Genomic DNA, 18,663 nt, shown 5'->3' with positions numbered 1-18,663 from the left:
GTGACAGCAATGACGGGACGTTTACAAGAAAAAGTAATCGTCATTACAGGTGCTTCTAGTGGAATTGGAGAGCAAGTTGCAATGCAAGTTGCAGAGAAAGGTGCGACTCCAGTAATAATAGCTCGAACGGAAGAAAAACTACGAGCATTAGCAAAAAAGATTAAAGAAACTTATAATACGCCTTGCTACTACTATGTATTGGATGTAAGTAATGAGGCGGAAGTACAAACTGTGTTCGCAAAGGTATTACAAGAAGTGGGACGTATTGATATATTAGTAAACAATGCGGGATTTGGTATTTTTAAAACATTTGAAGATGCGTCAATGGACGAGGTAAAGGATATGTTCCAAGTAAATGTATTCGGTTTAGTAGCTTGTACGAAAGCGGTATTACCTTATATGGTAAAAAGGAACGAAGGGCATGTTATTAATATCGCTTCGCTTGCTGGAAAAATTGCAACTCCGAAATCGAGTGCTTATGCAGCAACGAAACATGCCGTATTAGGATTTACGAATAGTTTACGTATGGAATTATCGAATACAGATGTTTATGTAACAGCAATTAATCCAGGTCCGATAGATACGAACTTTTTTGAAATAGCCGATCAATCAGGTACATATGTAAAAAATATGGGACGTTACATGTTAAAACCAACATATGTAGCAGAACAAATCGTAAAATCGATGCAAACGAAAAAACGTGAAGTAAACTTGCCGAAGTGGATGGGAATTGGGCCAAAGCTCTACGCATTATTCCCAGGTTTATTTGAACGTGTTGCAGGCAAATCATTAAGTAAAAAATAGGAGATTTCCATATGGAAATCTCCTATTTTTTTATTTTCCAGTCACATAATCGTAAACGATATCCTCAACTGCCTCGTATACATCAATTTCAGTATTTGAATGAATTATCGTTTGAATATGTTTAATTAGCATTTCCTGATCTTCTTTTGACACAGGATTACATTGATATTGCCGAAAACTTTTTGTAATCATTTTCTCGATTAATTTTTCATTCATGTTTTTCCCCGCCTGTATGTATACATGTATTGTTTTATTGTACTTGAAGTGAAATGGAAATACTACTATACATTGTTTTTGCATAAAAATTCGATTATGTATATTATTTTTCTAGTAAAATTAAGAATTTTAAGTTTTAAAAATTTATAAATATTTAATTGACTCTATAAATATACAATATTATAATCATACTTAATTTAAAGAATCGATATGAGGAGGAGCTTATGAAAGTCACAATTATTGGAGCAACTGGATATGGAGGGATTGAGTTAATTCGGTTATTAGAGCAACATCCATATTTTTCGATAGCATCTCTCCATTCTTTTTCGCAAGTTGGCGAGTGTATAACAAATGTATACCCGCATTTTCGAAATGTTTTCGTACATACATTACAAGAAATTGATGTAAAGGCAATGGAGAAGGAAGCGGAAATCGTATTTTTAGCGACCCCGGCAGGAGTATCGGCAGAGTTAACTCCAAAATTATTAGCAGTAGGTTTAAAGGTAATTGACCTATCTGGAGACTATCGTATGATCGATCCTTCGTCATATGAACTGTGGTATAAAAGGCCAGCTGCACAAGAAGAAATTCTTAAGAAAGCAGTTTATGGGTTAAGCGAATGGAAAAGGTCCGAGATTCAAAATGCAGATTTAATTGCAAACCCAGGATGTTTTGCAACAGCCGCATTATTAGCGATAGCGCCGTTAGTACGTAGCGGCATGATCGAAGGAAATTCCGTTATTATTGATGCGAAATCAGGGGTATCTGGAGCAGGCAAAACGCCAACAACAATGACTCACTTTCCTGAGCTATATGATAACTTACACATTTATAAAGTAAATCAACATCAGCACATTCCCGAGATTGAGCAAATGCTTACAGAGTGGAATAGTGAAATGAAACCAATTACATTTAGTACACATTTAATACCGATATCGCGGGGGATTATGATTACGCTTTATGCGAAAGTGAAACAGGAAATGAAAATAAAGCAACTTCAAACTTTGTATGAAGAAACGTATGAACATTCAGCTTTCGTTCGAGTTCGCGCTCAAGGAGAATTTCCAAGTCCGAAAGAAGTAAGAGGCTCAAATTATTGTGATATTGGGATAGCTTACGACGAAAGAACAGAAAGAGTCACGGTCGTTTCTGTTATAGATAATATGATGAAAGGTGCAGCTGGGCAAGCGATTCAAAATGCAAATGTATTAGCGGGATTGGAAGAGACAACAGGTTTACAACATATGCCGCTTTATCCATAAGGGGGACATTATGATTAAAGTATCGTCTATTACAAAATTAGAAAATGGTTCAATTGTAACGCCGAAAGGATTTTCAGCAATTGGTACTGCAAATGGTCTGAAACAAGAGAAAAAGGATTTAGGTGCAATCGTTTGTGAAGTACCAGCAGCATGTGCCGCTGTTTATACAACAAATCAAATACAAGCAGCTCCCCTGCAAGTAACGAAAGAAAGTATAGCAGCTGAGGGGAAATTACAAGCAATTATCGTCAATAGCGGAAATGCAAATGCTTGTACGGGAATGAAGGGGCTACAAGATGCATACGAGATGCGCGGATTAGGAGCAGAACATCTTGATGTGAAAGAAAATTACGTCGCGATAGCTTCAACAGGTGTAATTGGTGTCCCTTTACCGATGGATATAATTCGGCATGGAGTTGAAACTCTTATACCAACAAAAAACGTAAGTGGGGCACGTTCTTTTTCTGAAGCGATTTTAACGACGGATCTTATAACGAAAGACACTTGCTATGAGTTGATCATTGATGGAAAAGAAGTGACCATTGCTGGTGTCGCTAAAGGCTCAGGGATGATCCATCCGAATATGGCAACGATGCTTAGTTTTATTACAACAGATGTCAATATAGAGCATGAAGTATTGCAAACAGCATTATCACAAGTTACGAATCATACATTTAATCAAATTACGGTAGACGGGGATACTTCTACAAATGATATGGTCATCGTTATGGCAAGTGGATTATCAGAAACGAACACGATGAGTATGGAACATAAAGAATGGGGAACTTTCGTATGTGCTTTACAGAAGGTATGTGAAGATTTAGCAAAAAAAATTGCACAAGATGGTGAAGGGGCTACGAAGTTAATAGAAGTAAACGTGTTAGGGGCTCGAACAAATGAAGAAGCAAAGAAAATTGCAAAACAAATAGTCGGTTCAAGTCTTGTGAAAACAGCGATATACGGTGAGGATCCAAATTGGGGGCGAATTATTAGTAGTATTGGACAAAGTGAAGTAGCTATTAATCCAAATACAATTGGTATGACTCTGCAATCTATCGCTGTGTTAAAAAACAGTGAGCCTCAAATGTTTTCTGAAGAGGAAATGAAAAAGAGATTACAAGAACATGAAATAGTCATTGATGTGTATTTACATTTAGGAGAAGAAACAGGCTCAGCTTGGGGCTGTGATTTAAGTTATGACTATGTGAAAATAAACGCTTGTTATCGTACATAAGGAGAGAGCAGATGAGCGAATATATTGTAGTTAAATGCGGCGGTAGTATGTTGGATCAGTTAAATCATGTGTTTTTTGATTGTATAAAGAAATTGCAACAGAAGTATAAGGTAGTGATTGTCCATGGCGGTGGTCCAGAAATTGATGCCAAATTAAAAGACTATAATATCAAAGTAGAAAAAAGAAATGGATTACGAGTAACACCAAAAGAAGTTATGGATGTTGTTCAAATGGTGCTATGCGGAAGTATAAATAAAAAGTGTGTCATGAATTTACAAAAACATAATTTACTTGCGGTAGGGCTTGCAGGGTGTGATGGTAATTTACTTCAAGTCCAACCTGTTGGCGGAGAGATAGGATATGTAGGAGAAGTAAGTTATGTAGAAACAGTCTTATTAAAAAGATTAATAGATATGAATTATATTCCTGTTATTGCTCCAATCGGAATAAATAGTAATGAGGTTTATAACATAAATGCTGATACTGCAGCAGCTGGGATTGCGGCCGCGCTAGGGGCAAAAGAACTTATTTTTATTACAGATGTAGATGGGATATTACATGAAGGGAAATTGATAAAGAAAACGGATGAATCTGAAATTGTTACTTTTATAGAAAAAGGTGTCATTACAGGCGGGATGATTCCGAAAGTACAGGCGGCACTTACATCATTAAAAATGGGAGTGCAAAAGATTAGTATTGTAAATGGTACGAAGGATTTTACCGAGGTTACAGGTGAATTTATCGGAACGACGGTAACGAAAGGAGTGAGTATTGTATGACAAGTCATCTTTTTCAAACGTATGGAAGACGGAACGTTGAGTTTGTAAAGGCTAATGGAACGAAAGTCATTGATAAAAATGGTAAGCAATATTTAGACTTTACTTCTGGTATTGGAGTATGTAACTTAGGACATTGTCATCCTACTGTTATGAAGGTAGTACAAGATCAACTTGGTGATATATGGCATATCTCTAACCTATTTACAAATACCTTACAAGAAGAAGTCGCTTCGTTGTTAACAGAAGATATAGCATTAGATTATGTGTTTTTTTGTAATAGTGGGGCAGAGGCAAATGAAGCAGCTTTAAAGTTAGCACGCAAGCATACTGGAAAATCTCTCGTCATAACATGTGAGCAATCTTTTCACGGTAGAACCTTTGGAACGATGAGTGCAACAGGCCAAGATAAAGTGAAAGAGGGATTTGGTCCACTACTTCCGTCTTTTTTACATATCCCTTTTAACGATATTAAGGTATTAGAGGAAGTAATGAATGAAGAGGTTGCGGCGGTAATGGTAGAAGTTGTTCAAGGAGAGGGAGGGGTAATACCTGCTGATCTATCTTTTTTGAAAGCGATTGAAACATTATGTAATAAGTTCGGTTCCTTATTTATTATAGACGAAGTACAAACAGGAATTGGAAGAACAGGGACATTATTTGCTTACGAACAAATGGGAATAAATCCTCATATCGTTACTACCGCTAAGGCTCTTGGAAATGGCATTCCTGTTGGAGCGATGATCGGCCAGAAAGAACTCGGAACATCGTTTACTGCAGGATCACACGGTTCAACGTTTGGTGGAAATTATATTGCAATGGCTGCAGCGAAAGAAGTAGTGCAAGTAAGTAAGAAACCATCATTTTTAAAAGAAGTAAAGGAAAAGGGCGAGTACGTATTAGAGAAGTTGCGAGAGGAATTACGACATGTCGACTGTATTCAAAATATACGTGGTAAGGGGCTTATGATTGGGATTGAGTGTAAGCATGAAGTTGCAAGTTTTATAGAACAACTAGAAAAAGAAGGACTTCTCGTATTACAAGCAGGTCCTAATGTTATAAGACTATTACCACCGCTTATTGTAACGAATGAAGAGCTAGAACAAGCAGTATATATGATAAAAAAAGTAGTTTGTACAAAAAACGTATCAATCATATAAGGGGGAAGTTTCATGTCAACTGTACAAGTACCGAAATTAAATACGAAAGATCTTTTAACACTAGAAGAACTGACGCAAGAAGAAATCATTTCTTTAATTGAGTTTGCTATATATTTAAAAAAGAATAAGCAGGAGCCTTTACTACAAGGCAAAATATTAGGGCTTATTTTTGATAAGCATTCAACTCGTACTCGCGTTTCTTTTGAAGCAGGAATGGTACAGCTCGGAGGACATGGAATGTTTTTAAGTGGGAAAGAAATGCAAATTGGAAGAGGGGAGACTGTTTCAGACACTGCAAAAGTATTATCTCATTATATTGATGGGATAATGATACGTACATTCTCACACGCGGATGTAGAAGAGCTTGCAAAAGAATCAAGCATTCCTGTTATTAATGGATTAACGGATGATCATCACCCTTGTCAAGCATTGGCAGATTTAATGACAATATATGAAGAAGTGAATACATTTAAAGGAATTAAATTGGCGTACGTAGGTGATGGGAATAATGTATGCCATTCATTGTTGTTAGCGAGTGCAAAAGTCGGAATGAATATGGCAGTTGCCACTCCCGTAGGATATGAACCGAATGAGGAAATTGTTAAAAAAGCATTAGCCATTGCTGAGGAAACAGGAGCTGAAATTGAAATTTTGCATAGTCCTGAATTAGCGGTACGTGAAGCAGATTTCATTTATACGGACGTTTGGATGAGTATGGGGCAAGAAGGAGAAGAAGAGAAATACACGTTATTCCAGCCGTTCCAAGTAAATAAAGAGCTTGTTACAAATGCGAAGCAAACATATCGTTTCTTGCACTGTTTACCCGCCCATCGTGAAGAAGAAGTAACAGGGGAAATTATAGATGGACCACAGTCTATCGTCTTTGAGCAAGCTGGTAATCGATTGCATGCGCAAAAAGCATTATTAGTGAGTTTATTTAAAAATGTAGAAGAGTCTTCCTAAATGATGTGCACCCCAATTGTTAGACACGAATAACAATTGGAGGTGTGCTTTTTTATATTAAAATGTCGGATGTATATTTGGTTAATTAGCTTTATATCCTTTATAATAAAAAGAGAAAATTAATTTTGTTTTTCATATTATGTAGGGACATACTAGACATTAAAAATATAGTTAAAGAGATGATGAATTTGAAAACAACTAAGAAGACATATTCGTTTTTTCACCGGATGTGGCGAATATTAAAGTTTCAATATTATAAGTTGCTTCGATCGCCAGAAGGAGCCAAGAAAGTATCGTTAGGTTTTGCTATTGGATTCGGTTTAGAAATGTTGGTGATTTATACAGCATCGCTCGTATATTTAATATTTTATCCGATAGTTCGATTAGCAAAAGGATCGTTTCCAGCTGCAGTTATTGGCAATATTATTGGGAAAATATCGTTTCTCCCGGTATTTTTATTTCCATTTGCTTACGCGTTAGGGAAAGTGATTTATCCATTTCATGTAAAGCAAATACATCATGAACCATTCACGATATCAGATTTGTTTTCTAGCCATATTTTCACGATGCTAAAGAGTTTATTACAGAGTGAAGTGTATGTATTGATTGGTATGACGATAATAGGAGTGGTGTTTGGGGTAATTTCATATTTCATTGTGCATTATTTATATGAAAAGAATCGTAAGTTACGTTTGAAGAAAAGAAAAAAACGAGTGAGAGAACCACTTGTACAAATATAAAGAATGTCACATTCATTTTCTCCTGTGAATATGTTTAAGAAAAAGGGGGAGAGAATGGATGTATTATTATTACGTACCTCAAGTATATCCATATGTAAATTATTATCCTGTATATGATATGAGTAGACAATACGAATGGTATCGACAGCAACATTTGCAGCAATTAGCACAAATACCACCGCAACAGCCTACGCAAGAACAAAAACCATATTTAACGACATGGCCATATTCAAATGTATACTACGGTAATTATTACGAATCATAAAGCTGCTTCTATTTAGAAGCAGCTTTATGCGTTTGTTTTCAAAATTAAATTTTGAATGGTTTGAAGAGAATGAATGAGCTTTTCACGCTCTTCCTCAGATAATGTTTGGAAATTTTCTTTTAGTTTGTCTAAAATGAATTGCTGATACTGATTTACTAACAATTTCCCTTCAGCTGTTAGGGAAATTAAAATGACCCGTCGATCTTTTTCGCTATAATGACGCTCTATTAGTTCTTCTTGAATAAGTTTGTTTAATAGAGGTGTCATGTTAGGCCTTGAAATCGCTAGCCGCTTGCCAATTTCGGAAACTGCTAATGTGCCGTTTTCATGCAAAAGCAGTAATACTTGTGTATGTGATGGCGGCATATGTCTTTGAGAAGTAAATTCTCCAGGAAGCATAAATTTGCGATAAAAAAGAGGCACTAGCGAAAGAAGATGATCAACAATACGTTCCCACTCGCGTGATTCCATATAAAGGCCCCCTTCCACTATCATTGTAACAAAAAAGACAAGGTATAAAAATAGAATTGTTTCATGGTCGCTTTAATATTTGTAGGCCAACACTTTTTTTGTAAGTGTATTGGCAATAATCGTATAACCGTTATCATTTGGGTGTACTTGGTCAAATAGTAACTCTTTTTTATCATTCGAAATTAATTTGCGAATTGGTAAAACGATAGACGGTTGATTTGCTTTGGAAATGGAATAAACGGATTCATTCCAGCCATCTAAAAACATATCTGCATAACTTGCGATGGAGTCATCAAGTTGTAACGGGTTATAGAGTTCGGAGAGAATGAGTAAAGCATTCGGATTTTGATCTCGAACTGTCTTTACAATACTTTTTATATCCGCTTCAAAAAGAGCTTTTTCTTTATTTAACATTTTAATACCATCTATAACACCGACATCACGATTTAAACGGAATAAATTATTTCCTCCAATATTAATTGTAATGATATTTGCTGCTCTAATTTTTTGTTGAACCTCTTCTGATTGAACTTTTTTAACGAGACGATCTGTTGTAAGACCATTTACACCGAGGTTTTCTACCGTAATTGGTTTGTGAATTTGTCCTTCTAATTGTCTAGAAGCTAATTCAGCAAATCCGCCTTGTGTTGATCCGTATCCTTTAGCGAGTGAATCACCTAAAACAAGGTGATAAAAGGAGTCGTTTGTTTGCTTATCAATCCAACTTGGAGCAGCTGTTTTTTCAGTTTTTTCTTCGGGTTCATTTTGTTTTGTCTCATCGTTCTTTTCAAAATAAGAATAAGAAATGATTAGAAGGAGGAGACAAACAATTGTTAAGATGACTTTTTTCATAAATTCATCCTCCTTGTAATTGGTAATTGTATCATATTCAGCAGTATTAGTAATGTAAGGGCATAGTATATATTTATGAAAAATTCACAATAACTTTACAGAAAATTTGTAGAAGTATGTCAAAAAATATTGACGATATGAAAGTACATTATATATGATAATGTCAGATAAGGTGAAAATCATCGCTCTAATAGAAGAAAAAGGTATGTGATTAGGGACTGATAGAGATTCATTTCATTATTTTGGGGTAATTGTATAAGGGGGATTTTTTGTGAAAAAGTCAAAAAAAATGATAGCTGGAGCAACACTTGCAATTGGTGTTATAGCGCCACAAGTCTTGCCAACAACAGTTCATGCGGAGGAGCAATCTGGGGAGAGTACAGTTAACTTACGAATTTTAGAAACATCGGATATTCATGTTAACTTAATGAATTACGATTATTATCAAACGAAAACAGATAATAAAGTAGGTCTCGTGCAAACAGCAACACTTGTTAATAAAGCACGTGAAGAAGCGAAGAACTCTGTCCTATTTGATGATGGGGATGCATTACAAGGGACGCCGCTTGGGGATTATGTGGCGAATAAAATCAATGATCCGAAGAATCCTGTTGATTCTAGTTATGTACATCCATTATATCGTTTAATGAATTTAATGAAGTATGACGTCATCTCTCTTGGGAATCATGAATTTAACTATGGTTTAGACTATTTAAACAAAGTGATTAGTAAAACGACATTCCCGGTTATTAACTCGAATGTTTATAAAGATGATCATGATAATAATGAAGAGAACGACCAAAATTACTTTAAACCATATCATATTATTGAAAAAGAAGTAGAAGATGAAGCGGGTCAAAAGCAAAAGGTGAAAATTGGTGTAATGGGATTTGTTCCACCTCAAGTTATGAACTGGGATAAAGCGAATTTAGAAGGAAAAGTAAAAGCGAAAGATATTGTTGAAACAGCGAAGAAAATGGTACCGAAAATGAAAGAAGAAGGTGCAGACGTTATCGTTGCATTAGCTCATTCAGGTGTTGATAAGAGTGGATACAATGTTGGGATGGAAAACGCATCGTTTTATTTAACAGAAGTGCCTGGTGTAGATGCAGTATTAATGGGACATTCACATACTGAAGTGAAGGATGTATTTAATGGGGTTCCAGTTGTAATGCCTGGTGTCTTTGGAAGTAACTTAGGTATTATTGATATGCAATTGAAAAAGGTAAACGGAAAATGGGAAGTACAAAAAGAGCAATCGAAGCCACAACTTCGTCCGATTGCTGATAGTAAAGGGAACCCATTAGTACAATCTGATGAAAAATTAGTGAATGAAATTAAAGACGATCATCAAGCGACAATTGATTATGTGAATACAGCTGTAGGAAAAACGACAGCGCCAATTAATAGTTATTTCTCATTAGTACAAGATGATCCTTCTGTACAACTTGTGACAAATGCACAGAAATGGTATGTAGAAAAGCTATTTGCGGAAAATGGACAATATAGTAAATATAAAGGAATTCCAGTTTTATCTGCAGGAGCACCATTTAAAGCAGGTGGCCGAAACGGTGCTACATATTATACTGATATTCCAGCTGGAACGTTAGCGATTAAAAACGTTGCAGATTTATATGTATATCCGAATACATTATATGCTGTGAAAGTAAATGGAGCGCAAGTGAAAGAATGGCTTGAAATGTCTGCAGGTCAATTTAATCAAATTGATCCAAAGAAAACAGAAGAACAGCCATTAGTAAATATAGGCTACCCTACATATAACTTTGATATTTTAGATGGTTTAAAATACGAGATTGATGTGACACAACCGGCGAAATACGATAAAGATGGAAAAGTTGTAAATGCAAATACGAATCGTATTATAAATATGACGTATGAAGGTAAGCCTGTAGCTGACAATCAAGAGTTCATCGTTGCGACAAATAACTATCGCGGGAGTAGCCAAACGTTCCCTGGTGTAAGTAAAGGGGAGGTTGTCTACCAATCCCAAGATGAAACACGTCAAATCATTGTGAAGTATATGCAAGAAACGCCAGTTATTGATCCAGCGGCTGATCAAAATTGGACGTTCAAACCGATTGTTGCAGATAAATTAAATACAACATTTGATTCTTCACCAAATGCACAAAAGTATATAAAGAAGGATGGGAAAATATCATATGTTGGACCATCTGAAAACGAATTTGCTAAATATGCAATTGATATAACGAAGAAGAATGATGATAAGGAAACTGGTGGAGAGAATCCGACAACGCCACCAACAGATGGAGGTAATAACGGAGAAAATCCAACGCCACCACCAACAGGTGAAGGCAATAACGGAGGAAATCCAACGACACCACCAACGGATGAAGGTAATAATGGAAATAACGCAGGAAATGGACAAACTACGACGGACAATCAAAATACAAAAGAAACAACTGTAAGTGAAAATAAAGAAGCAGATAAAGAGGAACGTGATCTACCGAAAACAGGTGCAAGTGTTGCTTCTACAATAGGAGCGGGTCTGGCGTTTGTTGGTGCAGGAGTACTTATGTTATTTAGAAGGAAGAAAGCGAATAGATAGTAAAGTGTTGCACGCAAAAAAGGATTACCGTAATCGGTAATCCTTTTTTGTATGCATATTATGAAACTGGTACTGTTTTTTCTTTCTTCCATGAAAGACCAAACCCAGTGAAACCAACAATAATTGTTAAGACTGGACAAGCTAAGCAGAAGATTGCGTATGGAACATAATCGAGTGTTGGAACGCTAAGGACGTTTGTTAAGAATACGCCACTTACTCCCCATGGTACGAGCGGGTTAATAACTGTACCTGCATCTTCTAGTACACGTGATAAATTACGACGTTCTAAACCGACTTCATCGTACTTGTTAGCGAATGCTTGTCCAGTTAAAACGATGGATAAGTACTGTTCACCAAGTAAGAAGTTTACACCAATTGCAGTTGATGCAGTAGAAATAATAAGGCGTGTACTAGTTTTTACGAAGCTAGAGATGATATTCATCAGCTGCGTGATGATACCCATTCCTTGTAATAATCCTCCCATACAAAGAGCTAGGAAAATAAGAGCAATTGACATCATCATACTTTGTAAACCGCCGCGAGATAATAAGCTATCAATATCTTTTATACCAGTTTTAGAAACGTAACCGTCTTGCATAATTTTCATTAAATCAGCTAAAGAAGTGCTAGGTTTAAAAATAAAGAGAATAATAATTCCTACTACGATTCCTGCAAGTAATGTTGGAACTGCTGGAACTTTTTTAAATGCGAATAAAAATAGTAATAAAATTGGAATCAGTGTAACGATAGAAATCGTTGCGTTTTTTTCTAACGTGCTAATAAAGTTTGTGAAATCAACGTCTCCTCCAGTGCCGCTTCCTAAAATGAAATATGCAATAAAAGCAATAATGAAAGCTGGAACTGTCGTCCAAAGCATGTTACGGATATGTTCAAATAAATCTACACCCGTTACAGCTGGAGCTAAATTTGTTGTATCAGATAAAGGAGACATTTTATCTCCAAAGAATGCACCAGAAATAATTGCGCCAGCGATAAGAGCTGGGTCGTATCCAAGGGCAGTGCCCATTCCCATAAAGGCAAGTCCTACAGTTGCAGCAGTTGTAAATGCACTACCGATACTTGTTCCAACAATCGCACAAACAACAAAAACGGTAGGAACGAAAATTTTTGGAGATACAAGTTGGAATCCGTATACCATTAAAGTTGGAATTGTTCCAGCTGCGATCCAAACACTAATTAATACTCCTACAAGTAAGAAAATAAATATAGATGGAATACCAGCTGAAATACTACTGATCATTCCTTTTTCCATAGTAGACCAAGAGATTTTTTTCATAAATCCAAATGCTAATAAAAGAACAATACCAAATAAAATTGGGATATGCGGTGAAACTTCTAATTGAATAACACTAAAGCCAATGCAGAAAAAGATAAAAAATGTTAAAAGAACAGATTCAATTTTTGAAACCATTGTTTTTCCCTCCTAATTGATCGAAAATAGACTTTTTTATATAAAATTCGCCAATACTGTTTATTTCCTTCTAAAATTTAGAATCTTGTGACAAATTACCGGTAATTGTCAATATCTCAATATGATACGGAAATGATTGGATAAAAAAACGCCCCTGCATATAATTATGCAGGGACGAAGAAATCGCGGTACCACCCTAGCTTGTAAAATGAATGTATCACAAAATAAAGGGTCATATGATATGCGCTAATAAAATAAAAACGCCCCTGCAATATATGCAGGGACGAAAAATTCGCGGTACCACCCTAAATTGTGAAACAGTATCGTTTCACCACTCTTTAGACATAACGGTCTATAACCGTCTTTCACTACTCCTTACGTTTCGTAAAAGAAGCTCCAGGGGGTAATTCATAATTCGCTCTGTACTGGTTCGCACCGACCACCAGCTCTCTGAAATCAGAAATCGAAATACTACTAAATCCTATCAACGCCGATTCATATGATGTTAGTTAAATTTTTATCATATTTTCATCTTACATGTCAATAAAAACATTCAATAATTTTTTAGGTAAATAAAGGAGAAATGTTTTTAATGTTCTAAAATTGTGCGTTATAATGAATTTGAAAGGGGAGGAAAGAGTGAAGAAAAAAATAATTCTTTTTACCACCTTACTAGTCGTTGGCGGAAGTGCTGGAATTTACACAGCTTTTGCAGCTGAATCAGAGCAGTCGAAACAAAAACAAATGCAGCAGTCAGAAGTGAAGAAAGTGAAAGAAACTGAAGAGAAGAAGTCGATGGAAAAAGCAGCTACGAAACTAGGAGTTTCTACTGAGGGAAAAACAAAAGAAGAGATTACGAAAGAAGTAAATACTGCAAGATTTGAGCAGCGCCATGATTTATTAATTGAACATGCGAAGCAACTTGGAATTGATACAGAAGGAAAAAAAGATGAAGAGATTATTTTAGAAATTGGAAAGATACAACATGGAAAGTAGAACAACTTATCGTATGATAAGTTGTTCTTTTTTAAGAACTATTTGATTTAAAAATAATTGACAGTCTTTTAATTTTAATGTTAACTATATTTATAAACAAGTTAACATTAGGGGTGACAATTGTGACTGTTAATAGTAAAACGACTGAAAAATCGTCTTATACATATGAAGAATTATCTGAGAAAAATAAAGCTTATGTATGGCACCCATTCACACAAATGAAAGATTATTTAGAAGAAGATCCTGTCATTATTGAACGTGGAGAGGGAAGAAAGCTATACGATGTAAATGGAAATGAATATTGGGACGGTGTCTCATCTATTTGGTTAAATGTTCATGGGCACCAAGTACCAGAACTAGATGAGGCAATTCGTGAGCAATTAAATAAAATCGCTCATTCTACTATGCTAGGACTTGCTAACGTTCCATCTATTTTATTAGCAGAAAAAATAATTGATGTTGTACCAGAAGGTTTGAAGAAAGTATTCTATTCAGATTCTGGTTCAACAGCTGTTGAAATTGCAATTAAGATGGCTTTTCAATATTGGCAGCACAAAGGGAAACCGAGAAAACAAAGATTTGTTACATTAAAAGAAGCGTATCACGGCGATACAATTGGAGCGGTTTCAGTAGGAGCGATAGACTTGTTTCACCAAGTGTATAGTTCACTATTATTTGAGGCAATTAAAATGCCGTATCCATATACATATCGTTCTCCTTACGGAAACAATAAGGAGCAAATTGTAAAAAAACATTTAGAAGAAATGGAAGAGTTGTTGAAAGAAAAACATGAAGAAGTAGCAGCTATCATTGTGGAGCCATTAATGCAAGGTGCTGGCGGGATGATTACAATGCCAAAAGGATACTTAAAAGGGCTTCGCGATTTATGTACAAAATACAATGTATTATTTATTACAGACGAAGTAGCGACTGGATTTGGGCGTACCGGGAAAATGTTTGCATGTGAACATGAAAATGTGACGCCAGACATTTTAACGGCTGGGAAAGGTTTAACAGGTGGATATTTACCAATTGCAGTTACAATAACGACAGACGAAATATATAATGCCTTCTTAGGAGACTATGAAGAACAAAAAACATTTTTCCATGGGCATAGTTACACAGGTAATCCGTTAGGGTGTGCCGTAGCAATTGCGAATTTAGAACTATATGAAAAAACTAAATTAATAGAAGCTGTTGCGCATAAAACAGAATATGTAGCAGAGCAATTAGAAGCGCTTAATGAATATAAGCACGTGGGAGATATTCGTCAGTGCGGGTTAATGATTGGCATTGAACTTGTGAAAAATAAGGAAACGAAAGAATCGTTTGAATGGACAGAAAGAGTCGGTGTTCAAGTGTGTAAACGTTCAAGAGAGTTAGGTATGATTTTACGTCCGCTTGGTAACACCATTGTATTTATGCCTCCTCTTGCATCTACAATTGCTGAAATTGATGAGATGTTACGCATTTTATATAAATCAATCTCGGATGTTACGGAGGGAGAGTAATGAGTGGTTTCTTTATAACAGCAACAGATACTGAAGTTGGAAAAACTGTGGTTGCTGGTGCGTTAGCAGGTGTATTTAGAGAATTGGGATATAACGTAGGGGTATATAAACCGTTGCAAAGTGGACATGCTGCATCAAACGCAGAGGGAGATGCAGCAAGGTTAAAAGCCTTATCGGGTGTATCGACAAGAGAAGAAGAAATTTGTCCGTATTCTATTGAAGAACCACTTGCTCCGAGACTTGCTATGCAAAGAGCTGGAAGGACAGTAACGTTAAAAGAAATTACTGAGCACTACAATGAACTATTAAAAGAGTTTAATAGCCTATTTGTAGAAGGGGCTGGTGGGCTTGCAGTCCCATATACAGAAGATGCTCTAGTAATTGATTTTGCAATAGAATTACAGCTTCCTCTTATTGTAGTAGCACGTCCTACGCTAGGGACAGTTAATCATACTGTTTTAACAATTTCTTATGCAAAAGCGCATGGTTTAAAAGTAGCAGGTGTAATTTTATCTGGTTGTAAAGAGTCTGAAATGGAAAGAGTACAAGAGAATAAAGAGATGATTGAAGAGTTAAGCGGAGTACCGGTTTTAGGTTTATTACCATTCTTTACAGATGAATTTACTCGGGAAGAAGTAGTAGAATCTGCAAAAGAACATATTATGATCTCGAAATTAGAGGAGTTCATTCAAAATGAATCAAATGTGGCGCACACATCTTCAATCTAAATTACAACAATTACATGAGCAAGAGCAGTATCGCAATTTGTATGTAACAGAGCGATCAGAAGAGACATGGCTTATTCGAAATCAGAAAAGGATGCTAAATTTAGCGTCAAATAATTATTTAGGGTTAGCTGGAGATGAAAGGCTGAAAGAAGCTGCTATTGCCTGCACGAGAAAATATGGAACTGGAGCGACAGCATCTCGTCTTGTTGTAGGGAATTATCCGCTGTATGAAGAGGTTGAGAGAAGTATATGCGATTGGAAAGGCACTGAAAAAGCCTTAATTGTAAATAGTGGATATACCGCGAATGTTGGGGCGATTTCTTCATTAGTTGGTCGCCATGATATTGTTTTTAGTGACAAATTAAATCACGCAAGTATCGTTGATGGAATTATATTAAGCGGAGCAGAGCATAAAAGATATCGTCATAATGATTTGGATTATTTAGAAAAGATGTTGAAAATAGCGTCACCTGAAAAGAGGAAATTAATCGTAACAGATACTGTTTTTAGTATGGATGGTGATACTGCATACTTGAGAGGATTAGTGCAGCTTAAAGAGAAATACGGGGCGATTATTATAGTTGATGAAGCGCATGCGAGTGGAATATATGGAATCGGCGGAGCTGGATTATCTCATATAGAAAAGGATATTGCTCAAAAAATTGATATACATATGGGGACGTTTAGTAAGGCTTTAGGGTGTTATGGTGCGTATTTAACAGGTGATACAATTTATATAGAGTACTTACAAAATATGATGAGAAGCTTTATTTTTACTACAGCTTTACCACCAGGAACATTAGGAGCAGTGCAAAAAGCAATTGAGATTGTAAAAGAAGATAAAGAAAGAAGAGAGAATCTTATAGCGAATGGTGCATATTTCAGAACGCATTTACAAGAAGCTGGTTTTGACATTGGGAATAGCTCAACTCATATTGTACCGATTGTAGTCGGTTCAAATGAAAATGCTTTACGGTTTAGTGAAAGATTACAAGAGGTAGGTATCGCAGCCATTGCAATTCGTCCGCCAACTGTTCCAGTGGGGAGTTCCCGAATTCGCTTTGCAGTTACGTCACAACATACAATAGCTGATTTGAAATGGGCTATCCAGCATATTATACGCATTGGTAAAGAAGAGGGGTTTTTCGTATGAAAGAGCTAAAGATTATTTTTATTCCTGGGTGGGGAATGGAAGAAGGTGTTTGGACTTTAGTTCTGCCGTATTTTAAAGGATATTCTGTTCAATGCATAGATTGGCGTAACGTGAAAGAGAAAAGTGAATTTGCGGGACGAATAATAGAGGTAGCGCATGATGAAAATGTAATTTTAGTTGGATGGTCGCTAGGAGCGTTAGCAGCAGTACAAGCTTATAAAAAGATTAAGGCAAAAGGTATCGTACTAATCGGTGCTACCGCTAAATTTACCAATACAAGTGATTATACAAGTGGATGGAATTCCTTGCATGTAGAACGTATGAAAAAGAATTTAACGAGAAAGAAAGAAGATACTTTGAAGCGTTTCTATGAGAATATGTTTACAAAAAATGAGCTGAAGGAGAATACGAGTTTTGAAGAGATTGCGCTGAATTTTAAAGGAGACTCGATTCAGTCATTACAATTAGGCTTAGACTATTTAATAGAAACAGATATGAGAAACGAATTAACAGATGTCAAAGTCCCGTTGTTACTTCTTCATGGAGAACAGGATGTGATATGTCCATTATCCGCAGCTCATAGTATGGCAGAGAATACGAATGCTACGCTAAAAGTAGTAAGCGAGGCTGGTCATGCATTATGTGTAACGAATTTCGAATATTGCGCGAATGAAATTATCCAATTTGTAGAGGGGATACGACATGATTAACAAAACGTTACTGCAAAAACGGTTTAACGGGGCGGCCGTATCTTACGATCAATATGCAAACGTACAAAAAAAGATGGCACATTCGTTACTTTCTACATTGAATCGGCGATATAGTGAAACATCATCAATACGTATTTTAGAACTTGGATGCGGGACAGGGTATGTCACAGAGCAATTATCGAATTTATTTCCGCAAGCACATATTACAGCTGTGGATTTTGCTGATGAGATGATTGCAGTCGCGAAAACTAGACATAATGTGGGGAATGTGATGTTTCGATGTGAAGATATTGAACAATTAAAATTAGAAGAATCATATGATGTCATAATTTCAAATGCCACATTTCAATGGCTTAATAATGTAAAACAAGTGATAAGAAATTTATTTCATCATTTGTCTATAGATGGCATATTACTCTTTTCAACGTTTGGACAAGAAACTTTTCAAGAGCTTCACACTTCGTTCCGTCGGGCGAAAGAAGAAAAAAATATAAGAAATGAAACAGCGATTGGTCAACGTTTTTATTCGAAAGATCAGTTGCTTCATATATGCGAGATAGAAACAGGGGATGTACATGTTTCTGAAACATGTTACATAGAGAGTTTTACAGAAGTTAAGGAATTTCTACATTCTATTCGAAAAGTAGGAGCGACTAATAGTAATGAAGGATCATATTGTCAAAGTCCCTCACTCTTTCGTGCAATGCTTCGTATATACGAAAGAGACTTCACGGGAAATGAAGGGATAATGGCAACGTATCATGCTTTATTTGTGCATATAACAAAAGAGGGGAAGAGATGAA

At 36.0% G+C, this 18,663-nt stretch carries 19 protein-coding genes and 1 other annotated feature; of the genes, 15 read left to right on the top strand and 4 right to left on the bottom strand.

The genetic code is table 11. The features are described from left to right. Positions 1-9: 9 nt before the first annotated feature. Positions 10-804, top strand: a complete 795-nt coding sequence (locus MR065_RS01080) for an SDR family oxidoreductase (protein ID WP_242212209.1) — start codon at positions 10-12, stop codon at positions 802-804. 30 nt (positions 805-834) lie between these two features. On the opposite strand, the gene MR065_RS01075 is transcribed toward MR065_RS01080, so the two are convergent. Next, complete coding sequence (locus MR065_RS01075; protein ID WP_002145860.1) at positions 835-1,020, bottom strand: YqzH family protein; 186 nt, start codon at positions 1,018-1,020, stop codon at positions 835-837. A 224-nt stretch (positions 1,021-1,244) separates the two neighbouring features. Here MR065_RS01075 and argC point away from each other — a divergent pair, with 224 nt between their 5' ends. The 7 genes from argC (at position 1,245) to MR065_RS01040 (ending at position 7,420) form a co-directional block, all read left to right on the top strand. After that, entirely contained in the window at positions 1,245-2,282 is a 1,038-nt protein-coding gene (gene argC, locus MR065_RS01070) for an N-acetyl-gamma-glutamyl-phosphate reductase (RefSeq protein WP_242212208.1), read from the top strand. A 10-nt stretch (positions 2,283-2,292) separates the two neighbouring features. After that, entirely contained in the window at positions 2,293-3,516 is a 1,224-nt protein-coding gene (argJ, locus tag MR065_RS01065) for a bifunctional glutamate N-acetyltransferase/amino-acid acetyltransferase ArgJ (protein WP_242212207.1), read from the top strand. Between the two features lie 11 nt (positions 3,517-3,527). Then, positions 3,528-4,295: an acetylglutamate kinase gene (argB, locus tag MR065_RS01060; RefSeq protein ID WP_242212206.1), complete on the top strand. Its 768-nt coding sequence runs from the start codon at positions 3,528-3,530 to the stop codon at positions 4,293-4,295. After that, positions 4,292-5,452, top strand: a complete 1,161-nt coding sequence (locus MR065_RS01055; RefSeq protein WP_242212205.1) for an acetylornithine transaminase — start codon at positions 4,292-4,294, stop codon at positions 5,450-5,452. Before argB ends, MR065_RS01055 begins: the two co-directional genes overlap by 4 nt. Before the next feature lie 12 nt (positions 5,453-5,464). Beyond that, a complete protein-coding gene (gene argF / locus MR065_RS01050) occupies positions 5,465-6,415 on the top strand; it encodes an ornithine carbamoyltransferase (RefSeq protein WP_242212204.1) in 951 nt (316 codons plus the stop codon). Between the two features lie 188 nt (positions 6,416-6,603). Further along, positions 6,604-7,155: a DUF2062 domain-containing protein gene (locus tag MR065_RS01045; RefSeq protein ID WP_242212203.1), complete on the top strand. Its 552-nt coding sequence runs from the start codon at positions 6,604-6,606 to the stop codon at positions 7,153-7,155. A 58-nt stretch (positions 7,156-7,213) separates the two neighbouring features. Then, positions 7,214-7,420 (top strand): hypothetical protein, encoded by a 207-nt coding sequence (locus tag MR065_RS01040; RefSeq protein WP_242212202.1) that lies wholly within the window; start codon positions 7,214-7,216, stop codon positions 7,418-7,420. Positions 7,421-7,444: 24 nt separating this feature from the next. On the opposite strand, the gene MR065_RS01035 is transcribed toward MR065_RS01040, so the two are convergent. After that, positions 7,445-7,891: a MarR family winged helix-turn-helix transcriptional regulator gene (locus MR065_RS01035; RefSeq protein ID WP_242212201.1), complete on the bottom strand. Its 447-nt coding sequence runs from the start codon at positions 7,889-7,891 to the stop codon at positions 7,445-7,447. A gap of 72 nt (positions 7,892-7,963) precedes the next feature. Then, positions 7,964-8,743, bottom strand: a complete 780-nt coding sequence (locus tag MR065_RS01030; protein ID WP_242212200.1) for a GDSL-type esterase/lipase family protein — start codon at positions 8,741-8,743, stop codon at positions 7,964-7,966. 271 nt (positions 8,744-9,014) lie between these two features. Here MR065_RS01030 and cpdB point away from each other — a divergent pair, with 271 nt between their 5' ends. Beyond that, a complete protein-coding gene (gene cpdB / locus MR065_RS01025; RefSeq protein WP_242212199.1) occupies positions 9,015-11,330 on the top strand; it encodes a bifunctional 2',3'-cyclic-nucleotide 2'-phosphodiesterase/3'-nucleotidase in 2,316 nt (771 codons plus the stop codon). Positions 11,331-11,388: 58 nt separating this feature from the next. Here the strand turns inward: cpdB and nhaC are convergent, their stop codons facing one another. Next, positions 11,389-12,762: a Na+/H+ antiporter NhaC gene (nhaC, locus tag MR065_RS01020; RefSeq protein WP_242212198.1), complete on the bottom strand. Its 1,374-nt coding sequence runs from the start codon at positions 12,760-12,762 to the stop codon at positions 11,389-11,391. 276 nt (positions 12,763-13,038) lie between these two features. Continuing rightward, positions 13,039-13,259: a binding site (T-box leader), on the bottom strand. Between the two features lie 142 nt (positions 13,260-13,401). Between nhaC and MR065_RS01015 the strand changes: the two genes are divergently transcribed. The 6 genes from MR065_RS01015 (at position 13,402) to bioC (ending at position 18,662) form a co-directional block, all read left to right on the top strand. Then, positions 13,402-13,758: a hypothetical protein gene (locus MR065_RS01015; RefSeq protein WP_242212196.1), complete on the top strand. Its 357-nt coding sequence runs from the start codon at positions 13,402-13,404 to the stop codon at positions 13,756-13,758. A gap of 77 nt (positions 13,759-13,835) precedes the next feature. Further along, positions 13,836-15,269: an adenosylmethionine--8-amino-7-oxononanoate transaminase gene (bioA, locus tag MR065_RS01010; RefSeq protein ID WP_242212192.1), complete on the top strand. Its 1,434-nt coding sequence runs from the start codon at positions 13,836-13,838 to the stop codon at positions 15,267-15,269. Next, the gene (gene bioD, locus MR065_RS01005; RefSeq protein ID WP_242212190.1) at positions 15,269-15,997 is read left to right on the top strand and encodes a dethiobiotin synthase; all 729 of its coding nucleotides are present in this window, start codon (positions 15,269-15,271) and stop codon (positions 15,995-15,997) included. Before bioA ends, bioD begins: the two co-directional genes overlap by 1 nt. Next, positions 15,963-17,150, top strand: a complete 1,188-nt coding sequence (gene bioF / locus MR065_RS01000; protein ID WP_242212188.1) for an 8-amino-7-oxononanoate synthase — start codon at positions 15,963-15,965, stop codon at positions 17,148-17,150. Before bioD ends, bioF begins: the two co-directional genes overlap by 35 nt. Then, on the top strand, positions 17,147-17,860 hold the full coding sequence (locus MR065_RS00995; protein WP_242212185.1) for an alpha/beta fold hydrolase: 714 nt from the start codon (positions 17,147-17,149) through the stop codon (positions 17,858-17,860). The genes bioF and MR065_RS00995 overlap by 4 nt, the downstream gene beginning before the upstream one ends. Then, complete coding sequence (bioC, locus tag MR065_RS00990) at positions 17,853-18,662, top strand: malonyl-ACP O-methyltransferase BioC (protein ID WP_242212183.1); 810 nt, start codon at positions 17,853-17,855, stop codon at positions 18,660-18,662. The genes MR065_RS00995 and bioC overlap by 8 nt, the downstream gene beginning before the upstream one ends. The last annotated feature ends 1 nt before the right edge of the window (position 18,663 follow it).

The organism is Bacillus cereus group sp. BfR-BA-01383 (genome assembly GCF_022663495.1).
Classification (GTDB): Bacteria; Bacillota; Bacilli; order Bacillales; family Bacillaceae_G; genus Bacillus_A; species Bacillus_A cereus_AU.
This window is presented reverse-complemented; position numbering and strand designations above follow the sequence as displayed.

Bases quoted from the DNA above. Each gene is read 5' to 3' on its own strand.
- MR065_RS01080 (WP_242212209.1), top strand. From the start codon at position 10: ATGACGGGACGTTTACAAGAAAAAGTAATCGTCATTACAGGTGCTTCT.
- MR065_RS01075 (WP_002145860.1), bottom strand. From the start codon at position 1,020: ATGAATGAAAAATTAATCGAGAAAATGATTACAAAAAGTTTTCGGCAA.
- argC (WP_242212208.1), top strand. From the start codon at position 1,245: ATGAAAGTCACAATTATTGGAGCAACTGGATATGGAGGGATTGAGTTA.
- argJ (WP_242212207.1), top strand. From the start codon at position 2,293: ATGATTAAAGTATCGTCTATTACAAAATTAGAAAATGGTTCAATTGTA.
- argB (WP_242212206.1), top strand. From the start codon at position 3,528: ATGAGCGAATATATTGTAGTTAAATGCGGCGGTAGTATGTTGGATCAG.
- MR065_RS01055 (WP_242212205.1), top strand. From the start codon at position 4,292: ATGACAAGTCATCTTTTTCAAACGTATGGAAGACGGAACGTTGAGTTT.
- argF (WP_242212204.1), top strand. From the start codon at position 5,465: ATGTCAACTGTACAAGTACCGAAATTAAATACGAAAGATCTTTTAACA.
- MR065_RS01040 (WP_242212202.1), top strand. From the start codon at position 7,214: ATGTATTATTATTACGTACCTCAAGTATATCCATATGTAAATTATTAT.
- MR065_RS01035 (WP_242212201.1), bottom strand. From the start codon at position 7,891: ATGGAATCACGCGAGTGGGAACGTATTGTTGATCATCTTCTTTCGCTA.
- MR065_RS01030 (WP_242212200.1), bottom strand. From the start codon at position 8,743: ATGAAAAAAGTCATCTTAACAATTGTTTGTCTCCTCCTTCTAATCATT.
- nhaC (WP_242212198.1), bottom strand. From the start codon at position 12,762: ATGGTTTCAAAAATTGAATCTGTTCTTTTAACATTTTTTATCTTTTTC.
- bioA (WP_242212192.1), top strand. From the start codon at position 13,836: ATGTTAACTATATTTATAAACAAGTTAACATTAGGGGTGACAATTGTG.
- bioD (WP_242212190.1), top strand. From the start codon at position 15,269: ATGAGTGGTTTCTTTATAACAGCAACAGATACTGAAGTTGGAAAAACT.
- bioF (WP_242212188.1), top strand. From the start codon at position 15,963: ATGAATCAAATGTGGCGCACACATCTTCAATCTAAATTACAACAATTA.
- MR065_RS00995 (WP_242212185.1), top strand. From the start codon at position 17,147: ATGAAAGAGCTAAAGATTATTTTTATTCCTGGGTGGGGAATGGAAGAA.
- bioC (WP_242212183.1), top strand. From the start codon at position 17,853: ATGATTAACAAAACGTTACTGCAAAAACGGTTTAACGGGGCGGCCGTA.